17 protein-coding genes are annotated in these 17,125 nt (G+C 68.3%); 9 read left to right on the forward strand and 8 right to left on the reverse strand.

Features of this window, described 5'->3' with window-relative positions; all coding sequences use genetic code 11:
* Positions 1–100 precede the first annotated feature (100 nt).
* From ABZV40_RS00685 to ABZV40_RS00695, 3 genes are all read right to left on the reverse strand, one after another.
* A complete protein-coding gene (locus ABZV40_RS00685) occupies positions 101–997 on the reverse strand; it encodes an ABC transporter permease subunit (protein ID WP_355433770.1) in 897 nt (298 codons plus the stop codon).
* Positions 997–1,875 (reverse strand): sugar ABC transporter permease, encoded by an 879-nt coding sequence (locus ABZV40_RS00690; RefSeq protein WP_355434105.1) that lies wholly within the window; start codon positions 1,873–1,875, stop codon positions 997–999. The genes ABZV40_RS00685 and ABZV40_RS00690 overlap by 1 nt, the downstream gene beginning before the upstream one ends.
* A gap of 112 nt (positions 1,876–1,987) precedes the next feature.
* Positions 1,988–3,244, reverse strand: coding sequence for an extracellular solute-binding protein (locus ABZV40_RS00695; RefSeq protein WP_355433771.1), 1,257 nt, complete (start codon positions 3,242–3,244; stop codon positions 1,988–1,990).
* A 221-nt stretch (positions 3,245–3,465) separates the two neighbouring features.
* On the opposite strand from ABZV40_RS00695, the gene ABZV40_RS00700 reads away from it, so the two are divergent.
* Positions 3,466–4,503 (forward strand): LacI family DNA-binding transcriptional regulator, encoded by a 1,038-nt coding sequence (locus ABZV40_RS00700; protein WP_355433773.1) that lies wholly within the window; start codon positions 3,466–3,468, stop codon positions 4,501–4,503.
* A 124-nt stretch (positions 4,504–4,627) separates the two neighbouring features.
* Positions 4,628–5,731, forward strand: a complete 1,104-nt coding sequence (locus tag ABZV40_RS00705; RefSeq protein WP_355433775.1) for a LacI family DNA-binding transcriptional regulator — start codon at positions 4,628–4,630, stop codon at positions 5,729–5,731.
* 110 nt (positions 5,732–5,841) lie between these two features.
* On the opposite strand, the gene ABZV40_RS00710 is transcribed toward ABZV40_RS00705, so the two are convergent.
* Positions 5,842–6,516 (reverse strand): hypothetical protein, encoded by a 675-nt coding sequence (locus ABZV40_RS00710; protein ID WP_355433777.1) that lies wholly within the window; start codon positions 6,514–6,516, stop codon positions 5,842–5,844.
* Between the two features lie 154 nt (positions 6,517–6,670).
* Between ABZV40_RS00710 and ABZV40_RS00715 the strand changes: the two genes are divergently transcribed.
* The 3 genes from ABZV40_RS00715 (at position 6,671) to ABZV40_RS00725 (ending at position 8,642) form a co-directional block, all read left to right on the forward strand.
* The gene (locus ABZV40_RS00715) at positions 6,671–7,183 is read left to right on the forward strand and encodes a carbonic anhydrase (protein WP_355433779.1); all 513 of its coding nucleotides are present in this window, start codon (positions 6,671–6,673) and stop codon (positions 7,181–7,183) included.
* A gap of 78 nt (positions 7,184–7,261) precedes the next feature.
* On the forward strand, positions 7,262–8,131 hold the full coding sequence (locus tag ABZV40_RS00720; RefSeq protein ID WP_355433781.1) for an A/G-specific adenine glycosylase: 870 nt from the start codon (positions 7,262–7,264) through the stop codon (positions 8,129–8,131).
* A 1-nt stretch (position 8,132) separates the two neighbouring features.
* Positions 8,133–8,642, forward strand: a complete 510-nt coding sequence (locus ABZV40_RS00725) for a 2'-5' RNA ligase family protein (RefSeq protein ID WP_355433783.1) — start codon at positions 8,133–8,135, stop codon at positions 8,640–8,642.
* Here the strand turns inward: ABZV40_RS00725 and ABZV40_RS00730 are convergent.
* Positions 8,591–9,337: an alpha/beta hydrolase gene (locus ABZV40_RS00730; RefSeq protein ID WP_355433785.1), complete on the reverse strand. Its 747-nt coding sequence runs from the start codon at positions 9,335–9,337 to the stop codon at positions 8,591–8,593. The genes ABZV40_RS00725 and ABZV40_RS00730 overlap by 52 nt on opposite strands.
* Positions 9,338–9,352: 15 nt before the next feature.
* Between ABZV40_RS00730 and ABZV40_RS00735 the strand changes: the two genes are divergently transcribed.
* The 3 genes from ABZV40_RS00735 to ABZV40_RS00745 are packed head-to-tail and all read left to right on the forward strand — an operon-like array spanning position 9,353 to position 11,920.
* Positions 9,353–10,804: a M1 family metallopeptidase gene (locus ABZV40_RS00735; protein WP_355433787.1), complete on the forward strand. Its 1,452-nt coding sequence runs from the start codon at positions 9,353–9,355 to the stop codon at positions 10,802–10,804.
* Positions 10,805–10,814: 10 nt separating this feature from the next.
* On the forward strand, positions 10,815–11,126 hold the full coding sequence (locus ABZV40_RS00740; protein WP_355433788.1) for an antibiotic biosynthesis monooxygenase: 312 nt from the start codon (positions 10,815–10,817) through the stop codon (positions 11,124–11,126).
* Positions 11,126–11,920 carry a Sir2 family NAD-dependent protein deacetylase gene (locus ABZV40_RS00745; RefSeq protein ID WP_355434107.1) on the forward strand — a complete coding sequence of 265 codons (795 nt, stop codon included), beginning with the start codon at positions 11,126–11,128 and terminating at the stop codon, positions 11,918–11,920. Before ABZV40_RS00740 ends, ABZV40_RS00745 begins: the two co-directional genes overlap by 1 nt.
* Here ABZV40_RS00745 and ABZV40_RS00750 read toward each other — a convergent pair.
* Complete coding sequence (locus ABZV40_RS00750) at positions 11,892–12,914, reverse strand: endonuclease/exonuclease/phosphatase family protein (RefSeq protein ID WP_355433790.1); 1,023 nt, start codon at positions 12,912–12,914, stop codon at positions 11,892–11,894. The genes ABZV40_RS00745 and ABZV40_RS00750 overlap by 29 nt on opposite strands.
* 72 nt (positions 12,915–12,986) lie before the next feature.
* On the opposite strand from ABZV40_RS00750, the gene ABZV40_RS00755 reads away from it, so the two are divergent.
* Positions 12,987–13,619 (forward strand): hypothetical protein, encoded by a 633-nt coding sequence (locus ABZV40_RS00755; RefSeq protein WP_355433792.1) that lies wholly within the window; start codon positions 12,987–12,989, stop codon positions 13,617–13,619.
* Positions 13,620–13,623: 4 nt separating this feature from the next.
* Here ABZV40_RS00755 and ABZV40_RS00760 read toward each other — a convergent pair whose 3' ends face one another.
* Together ABZV40_RS00760 and ABZV40_RS00765 are read right to left on the reverse strand one after the other, a co-directional pair.
* The gene (locus tag ABZV40_RS00760; RefSeq protein WP_355433794.1) at positions 13,624–14,136 is read right to left on the reverse strand and encodes a hypothetical protein; all 513 of its coding nucleotides are present in this window, start codon (positions 14,134–14,136) and stop codon (positions 13,624–13,626) included.
* A 116-nt stretch (positions 14,137–14,252) separates the two neighbouring features.
* The gene (locus tag ABZV40_RS00765) at positions 14,253–16,814 is read right to left on the reverse strand and encodes an ATP-dependent Clp protease ATP-binding subunit (RefSeq protein WP_355433796.1); all 2,562 of its coding nucleotides are present in this window, start codon (positions 16,812–16,814) and stop codon (positions 14,253–14,255) included.
* Between the last annotated feature and the right edge of the window lie 311 nt (positions 16,815–17,125).

Genomic DNA, 17,125 nt, shown 5'->3' on the forward strand with positions numbered 1-17,125 from the left:
CATGCGGGCTACGAGCCCGTCCAGGCAAGCTGAACGCAGTCGACAACGCAGCCTGGCCGAGAGGTCGGGGAGGCCAGGCTGCGTTGCGGCTCGAGAACGGCTACCCCTTCACCGCGCCCGACGCGAGACCGGTCACCAGGAACCGCTGCACCAGGTAGAACACCGCGACGGCGGGGATCGCGACCAGGATGGACGCCGCCGCGAGATGTCCCCACTCGGTCCTGTTCTGCTGCACGAACACCTGCAGGCCGACCGCCAGCGTCTTCGACTTGTCCGCCGCGGACAACAGGGCGGACGCGAACGCGACCTCACCCCACGCGGTCAGGAAGGCGTAGAACGAGGTCACGGCGAGGCCCGGCCTGGCCAGCGGCAGGACGAGCCGCCAGAACACGCCGAACGGTGACAGGCCGTCCACGCGGCCCGCCTCGTCGATGTCCGACGGGATGGTGTCGAAGTAGCCCTTGAGCATGTAGGTGCAGAACGGCACGGCCGTCGTGCAGTAGACAAGAACCAAGCCGATCGACAGTCCCTGCAGCCCCAGCAGGAGCAGGATGTTGTAGAGCGGCACGATCAGCACCGCGAACGGGAACATCTGCACGACGAGGAACAGCATCATCAAGCCGCGCTTGCCGGGGAACCGGAAGCGGGACGCGGCATAGCCGGTGGTGGCCGACAGGAACACGGCGATGACCGTCGTCAGCAACGCGATCAGCACGGAGTTGCCGAACCAGGAGAGGAAACTTCCCTTCTCCCCAGCCAGAATCCGCGCGTAGTTGTCCAAAGAGGACTCGTTGAACAACTTCGGCGTGGGTTCGACCGCGCGGGCATCCGGCTTGAACGACGTGACGAGCACCCAGAACACCGGGAACACGGCGATCAACGACGCCGCGATCAGCGTGGCGTGCAACCCGAACGAGGCGAGCTTCGACCGCTCGGCGCGCTTGAGCCTGCGGTCCTGGGCCTTGACGACCTGGAGCGTACTGGCGTCGAGCGTCATCACCACACCTCGCCTTGCTTGCGCAGCGCGCGGCGGTACACCGACGCGAAGACCAACAACACCGACAGGATCAACACGCCGTAGGTCGATGCGATCGCGTAGTCACGCGAGGCGCCGGAGAAGAACCTCTCGAACGCGTACGTCACGAGGATGCGGGTGTTCGGGTTCTTCTCGGCGATCAGATAGATCACCGGAAACATGTTGAACGTCCAGATGATGCCCAAGAGGATCACCGTCGAGGACACCGAGCGCAGACCGGGCAGGGTCACGTGGACGAACCGCTGCCACGGCGTCGCACCGTCCACCTCCGCCGCCTCGTACAGGTCGCCGGGGATGGACTGCAGACCACCGAGCAACGCGACCATCTGAAACGGCACACCGAGCCAGACGTTCACGATGATCACCGACACCAGAGCCCAGTTCGACTGGCCGAGCCAGACGGGGTCGGGCAGGCCGATCGCGCGCAGGAACTGGTTGATGATTCCGTACTGCGCGTTGAACATGTACTTCCACGCGAAGGCGCTGATGAACGCAGGCACCGCCCACGGCAGGATCAACAGCACGCGGTAGAGCGAGCGCCCGCGAACCTCGCGGTTGAGCAACAGCGCCAGGCCGAGGCCGATCGTGTAGTGGAAGAACACGCACGAGAAGGTCCAGATCAGCGTGCGGGCCAACGTGCCCCAGAACGAACCGTACGACGGGTCGCCCGACAGCACGTTCAGGTAGTTCTTGAAGCCGACCCCGACGTAGGTAGCCGCCCGGTCGAGCACCGGGTTCGCGATGTTGGCCTCGTTGATGTTGGTGAAGGTGAAGAACACGCCCTGCGCGAGCGGGTACAGCACCAACACGGCGATGACCACCACCACGGGCAGGACCATCGCATACGCGTACCAGTGCCGTTCCAGGAACTTGCGCACCGCCAACTCCCCTCAGACAGCGTCGTGGGTGACCAGGAGGGTGGTGGCCCTCCTGGTCATCCGCGACCGCTGATCAGCCGATCGAGTACTCGGGAACGACGGTGTCCTTGTAGGCCTTGGCGACCTCGTCCAGCGCCGCCTTGGCGTCCTTCTTGCCGGCGAGCACATCGGCGTAGGCGATCTTCAGCGGATCGAACAGCTGACCGCCCTCGGGGATCCAGGCACGCGGGTGCGCGGACTTGGCCACCGGCTCGAACGCGGTCACGACGGCGTTGGCCTTCACGTCGGCGTTGGCGTAGGCCGACTTGCGGGTCGGCAGCAGGCCGAGCTCCTTGGCGATCTGAGCCTGCGACTCGGTCGAGCTCATGCACTGGACGAACTTGATCGACGACGTCTTCGCCTTGGTGCCCTGGCGGATCACGTAGTCGTGGCCGCCGACCGGGGCGCTGCCCTTGCCCGCCGCGTCACCGGGGACGGGTGCGACGCCGAGGTTCGCCGGGTCGGTGAACGCGGCGCCCTTCAGGTAGTCGGCAACGGCCCACGGGCCGTTGACCACCATCGCGACCTCGCCGGACGAGAACGCCGCCTGCATGTTGTTGTAGGAGTTCGTCTGGTCGAGCGCCGTGGTCGCGGCTTTGGCGTCGAGCAGGCCCTTCGCGGTCTGCATCGCCTTCACGTTCGTCGCGGAGTTGACGACGATCTTCTTGGCGTTCGTGTCGATCAGATCGCCGCCCGCGCCGTAGATGAACGGCAGCGCGTAGTACGCGTCGTTGTTGAGGAAGAACGACTTCTCACCACCCAGCTTCGCGGCGGCGGCCTTGAGCTCGTCCCACGTCTGCGGCGGCTGCACGCCCGCGTCGGCGAGCTTCTTCTTGTTGTAGAGCAGCGCAAGCGAGTCGGTCACCTGCGGAACACCGTACGACTTGCCCTCGTACTTGACGGAACCGAGGGGCGTCTCGAGGAAGTCGCCGGTGTCCTTCGCGAGGTCGGTGTCGCTGAGGTCGGCGACCATGCCGTTCTTGGCGAGCGCGGGCACCCACGCGACCTCGGAGCGGAAGACGTCAGGACCCTGGCCGCCCTGTGCGGCGGTCTTGTAGTTGGCGAACGCCTGGTCGAACGCGACGGTCTCGGTCTTGACCTTGTAGCCGTCCTTGGTGGCGCACGCCTCCGCGATCTTCTTGAACACGGGGCTCTCGTTGGGGCCGCTGGTGTCCCAGAAGGTCACTTCGCCCGAGTCGGATCCGCTGCTGCTCGATCCACCGCCGCCACAGGCGGTGAGCACGAGGGCGACACCCGTCGCCATGGCGGTCACGAGGGTTGTCCGTCGCATCGTTGCTGCCGTTCCCTCCAGCTGGGCCTCATCTCCCAGCGAGATGAGGGTCTTGCAAGGTTTTGCGAGAATGTTGCGGGCGATTTCACTACCCGAACCATGGTCAGGTCAAGACGTCGACCGTAACCAAGCCGTAACGACACCGTCTTGCAAACGCTCGTTGCAAAATTTTTCTAAGCGCGGCAAGCTTGCCCCGAACCGAGGGTGACCAGGGAGGCAACGTGTCCGGACTGTCCGAGATCGCCAGGGCAGCCGGGGTGTCCATCTCGACCGTCAGCCGCGTGCTCAACAGGCGCGCCGGTGTGAACGAGGAGACCCGGCAGCGGGTGCTGTCGGTGCTCGCGGAGATGCCGTACACCCCGCGCGGCCTCGGTGCGCTGCAGCGCACCGGCGTGATCGGCCTGCTCGTGCCGGAGCTCTCGAACCCGGTGTTCCCCGCGTTCGCCGAAGCCCTGGAGACGCGGGCCGCCCGGCTCGGCTACTCCTCGCTGCTGTGCAACACCCGCAGCGGCGCGCCGATGGGCGAGGAGGAGTACGTCCGGATGCTCCTGGCCCGCGGGGTCGAGGGCATGGTGTTCGTGTCACCGGAGATCACCAACGTCGAAGTGCCGCTCGGTCAGGCGCCGCAACCGAGCTACTACGCGAAGCTCGTCGCGGACGGCGTCCACATGGTCTTCCTGAACGGTGCCACGCCCGCGCTGGACGTGCCCGACGTGACTGTGGACGAGCAGCTCGCGGGCTACACGGCCACCAAGCACCTGATCGAGCTGGGGCACGCGCGAATCGGGTTCGTCTCAGGCCCGGCGCGATCTCTGCCATCACGGCTGAAGCGCGCCGGTTGGGCCGCTGCTCTTGAGGAGAACCATCTGCCGGCGGGCTCGGAGTACGTCGCGCACGCGCCGTTCAGCGCGGAGGGCGGTGGCGTGGCGGTGGGGCAGCTGCTCGACACGGTCCGGCCGACCGCGGTGATCTGCTCGTCCGACCACATGGCGCTGGGCGTCATGCGTGAGGCACACCAACGGGGGATTTCGGTGCCGGACGAGCTGTCCGTCGTCGGGTTCGACGACATTCCGCTGGCCGCCTACTCGTCGCCCGCCCTGACGACGCTCGCGCAGCCGATCGACGAGATGGCGGCGGCGGCGATCGACGAGCTGGTGCTGCGCCTGGACCCGGATCGCCGCAGGCAGGGCACCGACAACTACACGCGTGTGTTCCGTCCGCGGCTGGTCGTGCGGGAGTCGACGGCCCCGCCCAAGTGAGACATCGAGTGGTCTGGACCATATTCTGAACAAGGCAGATGGGTCAACCAGCGGTGATGCGTCATTTGAGGGACACAGGTCACCCTCGCTTCACGAATTGGTTCTGAACCGTTACGGTCCTTTCATGGCGCGGTCGATGCATGTGCGACGTCCGGCGACGCTGGCCTCTCTGGCCGCTGAGCTGGGCGTTTCCCGGACAACGGTGTCCAACGCGTACAACCGGCCCGACCAGCTCTCGCCCGAGCTGCGTCGGCGGGTGTTGGACACGGCCCGAAGGCTGGGTTATCCCGGCCCGGATCCTGTGGCGCGCTCGTTGCGCACGCGCAAGGCCGGTGCGGTGGGCCTGTTGCTCACCGAGAACCTCTCCTACGCGTTCCGCGACCCGGCCGCGATCGGCTTCCTGGAGGGCCTCGCGCTGGCGTGCGAGGACGCCGGAACCGGTCTGCTGCTCGTCCCGGCCAACCCCGAACGCGAGGACGTCGCGTCCGTCCACCGCGCCGGCGTCGACGGCTTCGTCGTCTACTCGGTGCCCGACGACGACCCGCACCTCGCCGCGGTGCTGGAGCGTCCCGTCCCCACGGTCGTCTGCGACCAGCCCGACCTCGGCACCGTCGACCGGGTCGGCATCGACGACCGCGGTGCGATGTACGAGCTCGCCAAGCACCTGATCTCGTTGGGGCACAGGAGGGTCGGTGTCGTGTGCATGCGCCTCGCGCGCGACCGCAACGACGGCTTCGTGACCCCCGAACGCCAGCACGCCGCGCACTTCCACGTGCAGCGCAACCGCCTGACCGGCCTCGCCGAGGCGTTCAGCGAGGCGGGCGTCGACTGGTCCCAGGTCCCGGTGGTCGAGCGCTTCGACCACAACATGGCCTCCGGCGCGTCCGGTGCCGCCCAGGTCCTCGACCGCGACCCGCAGATCACCGCGTTGATCTGCACCTCGGACGTGCTGGCGCTCGGCGCGCTCACCGAGGCCGCCCGGCGCGGCCTGCGCGTGCCGCACGACATCACCGTGACCGGGTTCGACGGCATCCGCGCCGGTGAGGAGGCCGGGCTCACCACGGTGCGCCAGCCGGTGCTGGAGAAGGGCCGCGCGGCGGGCAAGCTGCTGCTCGACACGAACGAGCGGGCGCGGCCGCGGTCGGTCAACCTCGCGACCGAGCTGATCATCGGCAAGACGTCGGCGGCGCCGCGCGGTGGTGCCGAAGAACGTTGGTTCGGTCCCTGAGCAGTTGCCACAAAGTCCTGTGCGCGTTCGCCGTCGATGATGGGCTCCTTCATCCACCTGACGTGGATGAAGGAGCCCATCATCGAGCACCGGGCTCACAGGTCCGGGCCTTAGGACTCCAGCCGGAACACGACGGGTGAGCTGGCCTTGCCGGCCAGCTTCGCCACCAGCAGGTAGTCACCGGGCCCGACGCGGGTGTGCGCACCACACCCCGGCTGCGAGGTCGAGCCCGCCCACTTCGTGCCGAAGTTGAAGACTTCCTTCGGCTGCATGACCCGCACCTCGGACCCGGCCGTGGACAGGCAGTGGTTGCTCGACCACAGCTGCGTCGCACCGTCCGCGGTCAGCACGACCAGCTCGCGGTGCTGGCGGCCGATGTCCCTGATGCACGGCACCGGGCCGTTGTTCGCCACGTCCATCGACAGTTCCGGCTGGTCACCGATGGTGTAGAAGGGCTTGTTCGTCTTCGCCACGACCCCGATCACGTCGTCCGCGCACGCCTGCGGCGGTCCGGGCGGCGGGGGCGGCGGCGCGGGCTGCGTCGAGGACGGCGGTGGTGGAGGCGTGGTCGAGGAGGACGACGCGACCGGTGACTCGGACAGGCTCGGCGGCGGGTCCGAGGACGACGCCGCGGCCGCGTTGGTGGGCAGCGCGGGCTGCTCGTCGGACGAGAACAGCCCGACGATCCAGATCAGCAGCACGAGTGTGACGAGCGCGGCACCGATCGCGGCGATGCGGCGGCGCCAGTACACGGCGGGCGGCAACGGTCCTGTGGGCTCGATCACGGCCCGAACGTAGCCTGACCAGGTGGAATCCAGTGGTAGGCGAGCATCGCTCGATCGGTTGAACGTGACATTGACCGGAAACCCCTTGTGAACGGGCGCTAACTCCGGTTCCAATCGTTGCCGCGAGGTCCGCCGGTAGGCCATGGAGGGTGTCATGACCGCGATCGACGAACTGCTCAAGCGGAACTACGAGCTCGGGAACGTGGTTCCCGGAGACCGTTCGTCCCCCAAGCCGTCTCTGCAGGTGGCGATTCTGACCTGCATGGACTCGCGCATCCGGGTGTTCGAGATCTTCGGCTTGAAGCAGGGTGAGGCGCACGTCCTGCGCAACGCGGGTGGTGTCGTCACCGACGACATGATCCGTTCGCTGGCGTTGAGCCAGCGCAAGCTGGGCACGCGCGAGGTGCTGCTGGTGCACCACACGAACTGCGGCCTCGAGCTGGTGACCGAGGACGACTTCAAGGACGAGCTGGAGGCCGACACCGGCCTGCGCCCGACCTGGGCCGTCGAGGCGTTCAAGGTCGTCGAGCAGAGCGTGCGCGGATCGATGGCCCGGCTGCGCCGCAGCCCGTTCATCCCGCACACCGACAAGATCCGCGGGTTCGTCTACGACGTGCACACCGGTGAGCTGCGCGAAGTTGACGCAACGGAAACCGCCGCCGCCTGATTTCTCCGCACGCGGGGGCCTTTCGTGTGCGCTGAGCGAACGAAAGCTCCCCGCGTGCGTTTGCGAGAATGGCGCGCGATGAATCACGAGTTGCTGCTGGGCTGGTGGGACACCGCCGCCCGCGACCTGCCGTGGCGCCGTCCCGACTGCACCGCCTGGGGTGTGCTGGTCAGCGAGATCATGTTGCAGCAGACGCCGGTGGCCCGCGTCGAACCGATCTGGCACGAGTGGCTGGCGAAGTGGCCAGTGCCGAGCGCGATGGCGGCCGCGTCCCAGGGTGAAGTGCTGCGCATGTGGGGCAAGCTCGGCTACCCGAGGCGCGCGCTGCGGTTGCACGAGGCCGCCACGGCCATCGCCCGCGATCACGGCGACGTGGTGCCGTCGGACGTGGAGACGCTGGAATCGCTGCCGGGCATCGGCAGCTACACGGCCCGTGCGGTGGCCACGTTCGCGTACGGGCAGAAGTGCGCAGTCGTCGACACGAACGTCCGACGGGTCGTGGCACGCGCGGTGCACGGTGCGGGCGATGCCGGTCCGCCGTCGACCAAGCGCGATCTCCGGGACGTCGAGGCGATCCTGCCCGAGGCCCAGGACGACGCGGCGGTGTTCTCCGCGGCGTTGATGGAGCTCGGGGCGTTGATCTGCACGGCCAAGAACCCGAAGTGCGCCGACTGCCCGCTCTACGCCGAGTGCGCCTGGCAGCTGGCCGGTCGCCCGGCCTACGCGGGGCCGGAGAAGAAGATCCAGAAGTTCGCCGGCACCGACCGCCAGGTGCGCGGCAAGCTGCTCGACGTGCTGCGCGGCGCGCCCGGTCCGGTGCCCAAGGCGCACTTGGACATCGTCTGGCACGACATCACGCAACGAGAGAAGTGTCTGGTCTCGCTGCTAGACGACGGTTTGGTCGAGCAGACGCGGGACGGCCTGTTCGCGCTACCGGGAGAGCACTGACATGCACGCGCTGGTGGCGTTCTTCGACGACGAGGCGGACAAACGCGTTCGCGAGCTGCAGGCGCGTGTCGGCGCGAAGCACAGGTACCCGCCGCACCTGACCTACGCCGTCGCGGGCACCATCGGCCCCAAGGTGCGCAAGGAGCTGCGCGACGACCTGGAACGGCTGTGGCTGCCGGACCTCTACCTGCACACGCTCAGCACGTTCTCGGCCTCGGAGAACGTGCTGATGCTCGGTGCCGTCGTCGACACCGAGCTGCTCGCGGTCCACTCGGCCGTCCACGACGTGCTGGCGAGCAAGGTCAAGAACCCGAGCGCCTACTACCTGCCGGGCAACTGGGTGCCGCACTGCACGCTCGTGCACGACGTCGACGACGACGCGATGAAGGCCGCGTTCGCCGCGGTGTTCCCGGTCGAGCCGATCCGAGCGAAGGTCCGCGAGGTGTCGATCGTCGACACTCAGACCGGCGAGATCGACGTGCTCAAGAAGGCCTCCACGGCGCCCCGGTAGACCCACGGCGCGGTGGCGTGCACGACGTGGCCCGCCTCCGGCACGTACAGGTACTGGCCGTTCGACCGGCGTGCGGCCTCCTCCATCTGGTTCGGCAGCTGGCCACCCTGACCTGCCTCGATCACCAGTGACGGGCACTTCACCCGGTCGATGAAGTCCCAGTACGCCCGCGTGCCCCAATGGCCGGCGATCTCGTACAGGTCGTCCATCGACGCGATCAGGTGCCAGCCGTCCTCGCGTTCCTCGAAGTACTCGGCGAACACCGGCGCGCCGAAGAACGTGGTCACGTGTGCGACCGACTGGAACGGCACCGGCCACGCGTCGAAGAACCACTTCCACTCGTCGACCGTCCTGCCCCTGTTGTCCGGGGCGAAGTCCTCGACCACAATCGCCCGGACCAGGTCGGGACGGGTGGCCGCGAGACACCAGGCGTGCAGCCCGCCCATGGAGTGCCCGATCACGACGGCGGGCCCGAGGCCGAGCTCCTCGACGGCGGCAGCGGCATCGGCGACGAAGTCCTCGGTGCGGAACGGTCCGCGCTGCGGGTTGCGGCCGTGTCCGCGCTGGTCGATGCCCACGACCCGGCCGAAAGGTGTGAGCCACTGCGCGACCGGCCACCAGGCGGTGGCCCTGCTCATCAGGCCGTGCAACAGCAGCACGCCCTGGCCCGTTCCGCCGAACTCCACCACCGACACAGGGATGATTAACGCATGAAGGCCCGCCCGTACCTGATCGCCCTGGTGTTGATCGTGCTCGTCGCCGGGCTGCTCGTCGTGTTCCGCACACCGGGCAGCGACCCGGCGCAGCAGCGCCAGGAGACGTCACCGCAGGCCGCTGTTGAGGCCGGTGCGGGTGCGGGTGACGCGTACTACCCGGCGGACGGCAACAGCGGCTACGACGTCACCCTCTACGACCTGGCGATCACCTACGACCCGGCTTCGAAGCAGCTCGACGGCGTCGCCTCGGTCACCGCGACCGCCACCGGCGACCTCTCGCGCTTCAACCTCGACCTGGAGGGCCTCAAGGTCAGCGACGTGAAGGTCGGTGGCCAGACCGCGAAGTTCGCGCAGGAGGGCGACCACGAGCTGGTGATCACGCCGGCCGCGCCGATCGCGAAGGGCAGGCAGTTCACCGCGGTCGTCACCTACGCCGGCAAGCCCACGACGGTCAGCGACGCGTCGCTGGGCCGCAGCGGCTGGCAGATCTCGACCACCGGCGGTGCCTTCGCCGCGGGTGAACCGCACTCGGCCACGACGTGGTTCCCGGCCAACGACACCCCGCGCGACAAGGCCGCGTTCAAGCTCGCGGCCCGCGTGCCGGACGGCTGGACGGCGGTGTCCAACGGTGTCGAAGGCCCCGTGACGCGCGACGGCGGCTGGACGACGTTCAACTGGTCCGAGGAGACCCCGCTCGCGACCTACCTGGCCACCGTGGCGATCGACAAGTTCGAGATCGTGCGCGGCAAGCTGCCCAGCGGTGCCCCGATCCTGGACGCCTACGCACCCGGCACGGCCGGCTCCAAGAAGCCGATCCAGACACGGCTGCCGGAGATCCTCGGCTACCTGGAGACGAAGTTCGGCCCGTATCCGCAGCGCGCGGCCGGCGGCATCTGGGTGGCCGACCAGATCGGGTTCTCGCTGGAGACCCAGACCCGGCCGATCTACGCGTCGTGGGCGGACCTGGAGACGGTCGTGCACGAGAACGCGCACCAGTGGTTCGGCGACTCGGTGACCATCGAGAACTGGGCGGACATCTGCCTGAACGAGTGCCTGGCGTCGTACTCGCAGTGGCTGTGGCTGGAGAAGGAGGGCACGAACCTCGACCAGCGCTACCGCGACCGCGTCCAGGAACTGCGCACGCGGGCGTCGTTCTGGGCGCCGAAGCTCTACGACATGGGCAAGGGCAACGAGTTCAAGGGCGTCTACGACAAGGGCATCCTGGCGATGCACGCACTGCGCAAGCAGGTCGGTGACGACGTGTTCTTCAAGGCCCTGCAGTCGTGGACGACCAAGCACCGCGACGGCAACGCCTCGTGGCCGGACTTCGAGAACCACTTCAAGCAGGCCTCCGGTCAGCAGCTGGACGGGTTCTTCGCCGCCTGGTTCCGCTCTTCCGGCATTCCGGATGATCAGTACCTGCTGCCTGTCGGTGTGCGCCGCTAGGGTGGATGGCATGGCAGTCGTGAAGATCAACGCGATCAAGGTCCCCGAGGGCGCCGGCCCCGAGCTGGAGAAGCGCTTCGCCGCGCGGCTCGGCGCGGTCGACGGCCAGCCGGGCTTCCTCGGCTTCGAGCTCCTGCGCCCGGTCGCGGGCGAGGACCGCTACTTCGTCGTGACGCACTGGGAGACCCACGAGGACTTCGTGGCGTGGCGCGACGGCCAGGCCGGCCGGGAGGCGCACTCCGGTGAGCGCGCGAAGCCCGTGTCGACCGGTGCGGACCTGCTGGAGTTCGAGGTCGTGCTGGGGAGCAAGCCTCAGCGGTGATCGACGAGGCCTACGACCGGGCCGCCGAGCTGATCGCCGGCGCGGACGCGGTGCTCGTCTGCGCCGGTGCCGGCATCGGGGTCGACTCGGGCCTGCCGGACTTCCGCGGCACCGAGGGCTTCTGGCGGGCCTATCCGCCGTACGAGCGCCTCGGGCTGAAGTTCGAGGAGATCGCCGACCCGGCGCACTTCGTCGACGATCCCGCGCTGGCCTGGGGTTTCTACGGCCACCGGCTCGGGCTCTACCGCGCGACCGTGCCGCACGAGGGTTTCGCGATCCTGCGCTCGTGGGGTGCCCGCGTGTTCACGTCCAATGTGGACGGCCAGTTCCAGAAGGCGGGGTTCACCGACGTCGCCGAGGTCCACGGTTCGATCCACCACGCCCAGTGCGTGGAACCGTGCACCGACGAGATCTGGGAGTGCTCGTTCGACGTCGTCGTCGACCCCGATTCCATGCGCGCGGTGGGCGAGCTGCCGTCGTGCCCGTCGTGCGGCGGCCTGGCCCGGCCCAACATCCTGATGTTCGGCGACTGGGGCTGGATCCCGCACCGCAGCCAGGCGCAGCTCGACGCGCTGAACGAGTGGCGGCGTGCGCAGCGGAACCTCGTGGTGATCGAGATCGGTGCCGGTACCGCGGTGCCGACCGTGCGGCGTCAAGCCGAGCTGGCTTCGGCGTCCAACGGCTCACTGATCCGGATCAACGTCCGCGAACCGGAGATCCGGCACGGCCGCGGCGTCTCGTTGCCGGTCGGTGCCCTGGAAGCGCTCAGAACCTTGGCACGACGAACTGGGTGACGACGGCCCGGTGATCGCTGCCGGGCAGGTCGAACACGTCCAGCGTGTCGACCGGACAGCGCGTGTCGACCAGCACGTGGTCGATGGTGACCGGCGGCGGCCAGATCCCGCTGTTGCTCGGCCAGGTGTGGATCAGGCCCTTGCCGACCTGGTCGGCGGCGTCCACGTAGCCCTTGTTGAGCAGCCGCCTGATGCCGACGTGGTCGAGCGTCGCGTTGAAGTCGCCCGCGAGCACCCTGATCGCGCCGGTGGAGTCCGGCGCGGGCAGCCCGGCGAGCTCGCGTTGCCACGCCTCCGGGCCTTCCGGCACGACCGGCGGCAACGGGTGCACCGAGACGACCTCGATGTCCTTGCCCGGCAGGTCGACGAGCGCCCCCGCCTGCTGCAACGTGCCCGGCGGGGTGAGGTCGCGCCGGGTGAGCGGGTACTTCGACGCGATGCCGCTGCCGGACCCGCCCGGTTCGGCCAGGAAGACCCGGTTGGGCAGCACCTCGTCCAGACCGGCCCGTTCGAGGTCGCGCACCATCTCCGGCGTCAGCTCCTGCATGGTCAGGAGGTCGACGTCGCGCGCCTTGGCCTCGCGGACGAGCGCCTCGGCGTCCGCCATGCCGACGAGGAGGTTCGAGGTCATCAGCCGGACGGGCTGGCCGACTCCGTTCGGCCGCGCGTCGGGGAACGCTCGCGGCGCCACGTTCGCCACCAGCACGATCGCCACCAGGGTCATCGTCAGCCCGACGACCCATCTCCTGCGGAACAGCGCCAACAGCCCGATGAGCAGCCCTGCGACGGTGATGTACGGCGTCAGTGTCGTCGCGGCGATCATGTACCGGGTGCCGTCGATGCCGAGCAGCCTGACCAGTGCTGCCGTGACGAACGCCATCGCGCACACGACCAGCAGGAACGTGGCGAACCCGCTCTTGGGCGGCTTCACCTCGGTGGTGACCACGTCGTGCAGTGTCGCCGAGTGCTCGTCAGTCTCCGGTGTGGTGCCCACGGTGGAAGGACGGTCAGCGGCGGCGTCCCGTTGCGTCCCGGAACTGTCAGACCCCTCCGCCATGCTGAACCCATGGGAGCCAAAGACTGGATGCTCTTCTACGCGTCCGACGACGTCAGCAAGGTCTTGCGCGCAGCGCCGAAGATCGACCGCGAGGCCACCACCGCCCTGGTCGAGCGCCTCTACCCGGCGCACGACATCCGCCCGATCGCCGACGGCGACCTCTACTCGGCCAACCCGCCGGAGGGCGAGGTCTACGCCGCGGTCTTCCCCGGCCTGTCGATCGTCTGCACCTGGGACGCCGCCGGCGACGCCCCGACCCAGCTCGACGAGCGGTTCGTCCGCGAGGCCGCCGGCCGCACCCTCTACCTGCACGCCATGCACAGCGTCGTGGACTTCTTCGCCTATGCGATCTGGGCGCCGGACGGCACGGTGCGCCGCGCGTTCAGCCTCTCCCCCGACAGCGGCGTGATCGAGGACGTCGGCGCGCCCCTGCCGTTCGAGGAGAGGTACCTGGCGGGCGACCCGGAGTTCCTCGCCGGACTGGAGGAGGACGACGAGTACCCGTTCCGCTTCCACCCGCTCGACCTGGCCGAGGCGGCGCTGCGCTCGTTGTTCGGCTTCAACTACGAAGGCGCCTACGAGGACGACGACCCGGACCTGGGGCAGATCGTGCTGGCCGGCTACGCCGTGACGCCGCGCTGACCGGTCAGACGACCGCGGACGGGTCCCTCGGCGCCATGCCGAACGTGGCGTCGAGCGTCTCCAGGATCATGTCGACCACGACGAGGAGCTCCTCCGGCCGGACCGGGCCGTCGCCGACGACGTGCACGAAACCGTCCTCGAAGGACAGTTCGAGGAACTCCTGCCGGACCTTCCTCGGCGGCACGGGCATCGTCGCCACCTCGATCCAGTGCTCGCGCACCGCGGAGTCGTCCGCGGCCTCGGTCACGCGGACGTGCCACGGCCCGCGCCGGAAGGTCAGCGTCAGCTCTGCCTGAAGCGCGGAGCGCTGGAGCCGGGGAGTCCAGGCGGTGGCCTGGCCGAGGCCGGACAGCGAACCACCCAGCTTCGAGGCCAGCTCGGCCAGGTCCGGGGCCTGCTCGGCGATCGCCTCGGCGCGGGCACTGGCGCGGCGCTGGGGAAGCAGCGCGAGCATCACGACCATGATCACGACGAAGATCACGACATAGGGCTGCAGCAGGATCAGCAGGAATTCCATGGCCCCTCCAGCGAAGACGTGTCACGTCATCAAGTCGCCGCGGGCCTGGATTGTTGAAGCAAGACGAAAACAGCCCCCAGGCTGATGCCTGGGGGCTGTCTCACTGACCTGCTACGTCACTCGGTCTCGGTCGCCGGGGCGTCCTGCGGCTCGGTGGCCGCGGGGGCTGCCAGGTCGACCGGCGGGGCGTCCGGCACGCGGTTCGGCTTGGCCTCGCCGCGGAAGACGAAGCGCGCCTTGTCGTGGTCGTCGGACACGCCGTCCCAGCCCTCGACGTCGGTGATGATGATCTGGCCCGGCTGCAGTTCGCCGAACAGGATCTTCTCCGACAGCTGGTCCTCGATCTCGCGCTGGATCGTCCGGCGCAGCGGGCGGGCGCCCAGCACCGGGTCGAAACCGCGCTTGGCCAGCAGGGCCTTGGCCCTGTCGGTCAGCTCGAGAGCCATGTCCTTGTTCTTCAGCTGCGTCTCGACGCGGGCGATCATCAGGTCCACCATCTTGATGATCTCGTCCTGAGTCAGCTGGTGGAAGACGATGATGTCGTCGATGCGGTTGAGGAACTCGGGGCGGAAGTGCTTCTTCAGCTCGTCGTTGACCTTGTTCTTCATCCGCTCGTAGTTGGACGCGGTGTCCTGACCCGAGGTGAAGCCGAGGCCGACGGCCTTGCTGATGTCGGACGTGCCCAGGTTCGACGTGAAGATGATGACGGTGTTCTTGAAGTCCACCGTCCGGCCCTGACCGTCGGTCAGGCGGCCGTCCTCCAGCACCTGGAGCAGCGTGTTGTAGACCTCCTGGTGGGCCTTCTCGATCTCGTCGAAGAGCACGACGGAGAACGGCTTGCGGCGCACCTTCTCGGTGAGCTGGCCGCCCTCTTCGTAGCCGACGTAACCGGGTGGGGCACCGAAGAGCCGCGACGCGGTGTACCGGTCGTGGAACTCGCCCATGTCGATCTGGATGAGCGCGTCGTCCTCGCCGAACAGGAAGTTCGCCAGCGCCTTCGAGAGCTCGGTCTTACCGACACCGGACGGGCCGGCGAAGATGAACGAGCCGGAGGGGCGCTTCGGGTCCTTCAGGCCGGCGCGGGTGCGGCGGATCGCCTGCGACACGGCCTTGACCGCGTCGACCTGGCCGATGATCCGCTTGTGCAGCTCGTCCTCCATGCGGAGCAGACGCGTGGTCTCCTCCTCGGTGAGCTTGAACACCGGGATGCCGGTCCAGTTGGCGAGGACCTCGGCGATCTGCTCGTCGTCGACCTCCGCGACGACGTCCAGGTCACCGTCCTTCCACTGCTTCTCCCGCTCGGCCTTCTGGCCCAGGAGCTGCTTCTCCGCGTCACGCAGCTTCGCCGCGCGCTCGAAGTCCTGCGCGTCGATCGCGGACTCCTTGTCGCGACGCACGTCGGCGATCTTCTCGTCGAACTCGCGCAGGTCCGGCGGCGCGGTCATCCGGCGGATGCGCATGCGCGCGCCCGCCTCGTCGATGAGGTCGATCGCCTTGTCCGGCAGGAACCGGTCGTTGATGTACCGGTCGGCCAGCGTGGCGGCGGCGACCAGCGCGGAGTCGGTGATCGAGACGCGGTGGTGCGCCTCGTACCGGTCGCGCAGGCCCTTGAGGATCTCGATGGTGTGCTCGAGCGACGGCTCGCCCACCTGGATCGGCTGGAAGCGGCGCTCCAGCGCGGGGTCCTTCTCGACGTGCTTGCGGTACTCGTCGAGCGTGGTGGCACCGATCGTCTGCAGCTCACCGCGAGCCAGCATCGGCTTCAGGATCGACGCGGCGTCGATCGCGCCCTCGGCGGCACCCGCGCCGACGAGCGTGTGGATCTCGTCGATGAACAGGATGATGTCGCCGCGCGTGCGGATCTCCTTGAGGACCTTCTTCAGGCGCTCTTCGAAGTCACCGCGGTAGCGCGAGCCCGCGACCAGCGAGCCGAGGTCGAGCGTGTAGAGCTGCTTGTCCTTGAGCGTCTCGGGCACCTCGCCCTTGACGACCATCTGCGCCAGTCCCTCGACGACGGCGGTCTTGCCGACGCCGGGCTCGCCGATGAGGACCGGGTTGTTCTTGGTGCGGCGGGACAGCACCTGCATGACCCGCTCGATCTCCTTGGTGCGCCCGATCACCGGGTCGAGCTTGCCCTCACGGGCCGAAGCCGTGAGGTTGCGCCCGAACTGGTCGAGCACCAGGGACGACGACGGCGTGCCCTCGCCACGACCGGTCGACTCCGACGCGCCCTTCTCCGTCGAGTAACCGGACAGCAGCTGCAGCACCTGCTGCCGCACCCTGTTCAGGTCGGCACCCAGCTTGACGAGGACCTGCGCAGCAACGCCTTCGCCCTCGCGGATCAACCCGAGCAGGATGTGCTCGGTGCCGATGTAGTTGTGGCCGAGCTGCAGCGCTTCGCGCAGCGACAGCTCCAGGACCTTCTTGGCGCGCGGGGTGAAGGGGATGTGTCCACTCGGAGCCTGCTGGCCCTGGCCGATGATCTCTTCGACCTGCTGGCGGACGCCTTCCAGCGCGATCCCCAACGACTCGAGCGCCTTGGCGGCGACACCTTCACCCTCGTGGATCAGACCCAGGAGGATGTGCTCGGTGCCGATGTAGTTGTGGTTGAGCATCCGTGCCTCTTCTTGGGCAAGGACAACCACCCGCCTCGCGCGGTCGGTGAACCTTTCGAACATTCGCACTCCCTGACTGCTGCGTCGGCGGTCCTCGGCTCCACCGATCTACCCTGGTGAGCGCGGCACCGTGGCTCCACTGTAGTGGGCGGTACCGAGGCCTGTGGTTCCCGTCAGCGCACAGTGGCGTCCGGTAAACCCTGACGTCGGCATCAACGCAGGTCGGGAGCAACGGATTCCACAGATCGGGCGATGTCCGCTCAGCGCGAACAACCCACCGTTGAGCGATACTCGTGTGACCGGCGCCACCACAAGGCGCGAAGCAAGGTCACCCTTCGCTAAGGTTAGGCAAGCCTCATTCATCCGAGAGAGGG

Origin of the sequence: Lentzea sp. NPDC004782, from assembly GCF_040609115.1 — a bacterium.
GTDB lineage: Bacteria > Actinomycetota > Actinomycetes > Mycobacteriales > Pseudonocardiaceae > Lentzea.

Bases quoted from the DNA above. Each gene is read 5' to 3' on its own strand.
- ABZV40_RS00685 (WP_355433770.1), bottom strand. From the start codon at position 997: ATGACGCTCGACGCCAGTACGCTCCAGGTCGTCAAGGCCCAGGACCGC.
- ABZV40_RS00690 (WP_355434105.1), bottom strand. From the start codon at position 1,875: ATGGTCCTGCCCGTGGTGGTGGTCATCGCCGTGTTGGTGCTGTACCCG.
- ABZV40_RS00695 (WP_355433771.1), bottom strand. From the start codon at position 3,244: ATGCGACGGACAACCCTCGTGACCGCCATGGCGACGGGTGTCGCCCTC.
- ABZV40_RS00705 (WP_355433775.1), top strand. From the start codon at position 4,628: ATGGCGCGGTCGATGCATGTGCGACGTCCGGCGACGCTGGCCTCTCTG.
- ABZV40_RS00715 (WP_355433779.1), top strand. From the start codon at position 6,671: ATGACCGCGATCGACGAACTGCTCAAGCGGAACTACGAGCTCGGGAAC.
- ABZV40_RS00720 (WP_355433781.1), top strand. From the start codon at position 7,262: ATGAATCACGAGTTGCTGCTGGGCTGGTGGGACACCGCCGCCCGCGAC.
- ABZV40_RS00725 (WP_355433783.1), top strand. From the start codon at position 8,133: ATGCACGCGCTGGTGGCGTTCTTCGACGACGAGGCGGACAAACGCGTT.
- ABZV40_RS00735 (WP_355433787.1), top strand. From the start codon at position 9,353: ATGAAGGCCCGCCCGTACCTGATCGCCCTGGTGTTGATCGTGCTCGTC.
- ABZV40_RS00740 (WP_355433788.1), top strand. From the start codon at position 10,815: ATGGCAGTCGTGAAGATCAACGCGATCAAGGTCCCCGAGGGCGCCGGC.
- ABZV40_RS00755 (WP_355433792.1), top strand. From the start codon at position 12,987: ATGGGAGCCAAAGACTGGATGCTCTTCTACGCGTCCGACGACGTCAGC.
- ABZV40_RS00760 (WP_355433794.1), bottom strand. From the start codon at position 14,136: ATGGAATTCCTGCTGATCCTGCTGCAGCCCTATGTCGTGATCTTCGTC.
- ABZV40_RS00765 (WP_355433796.1), bottom strand. From the start codon at position 16,814: ATGTTCGAAAGGTTCACCGACCGCGCGAGGCGGGTGGTTGTCCTTGCC.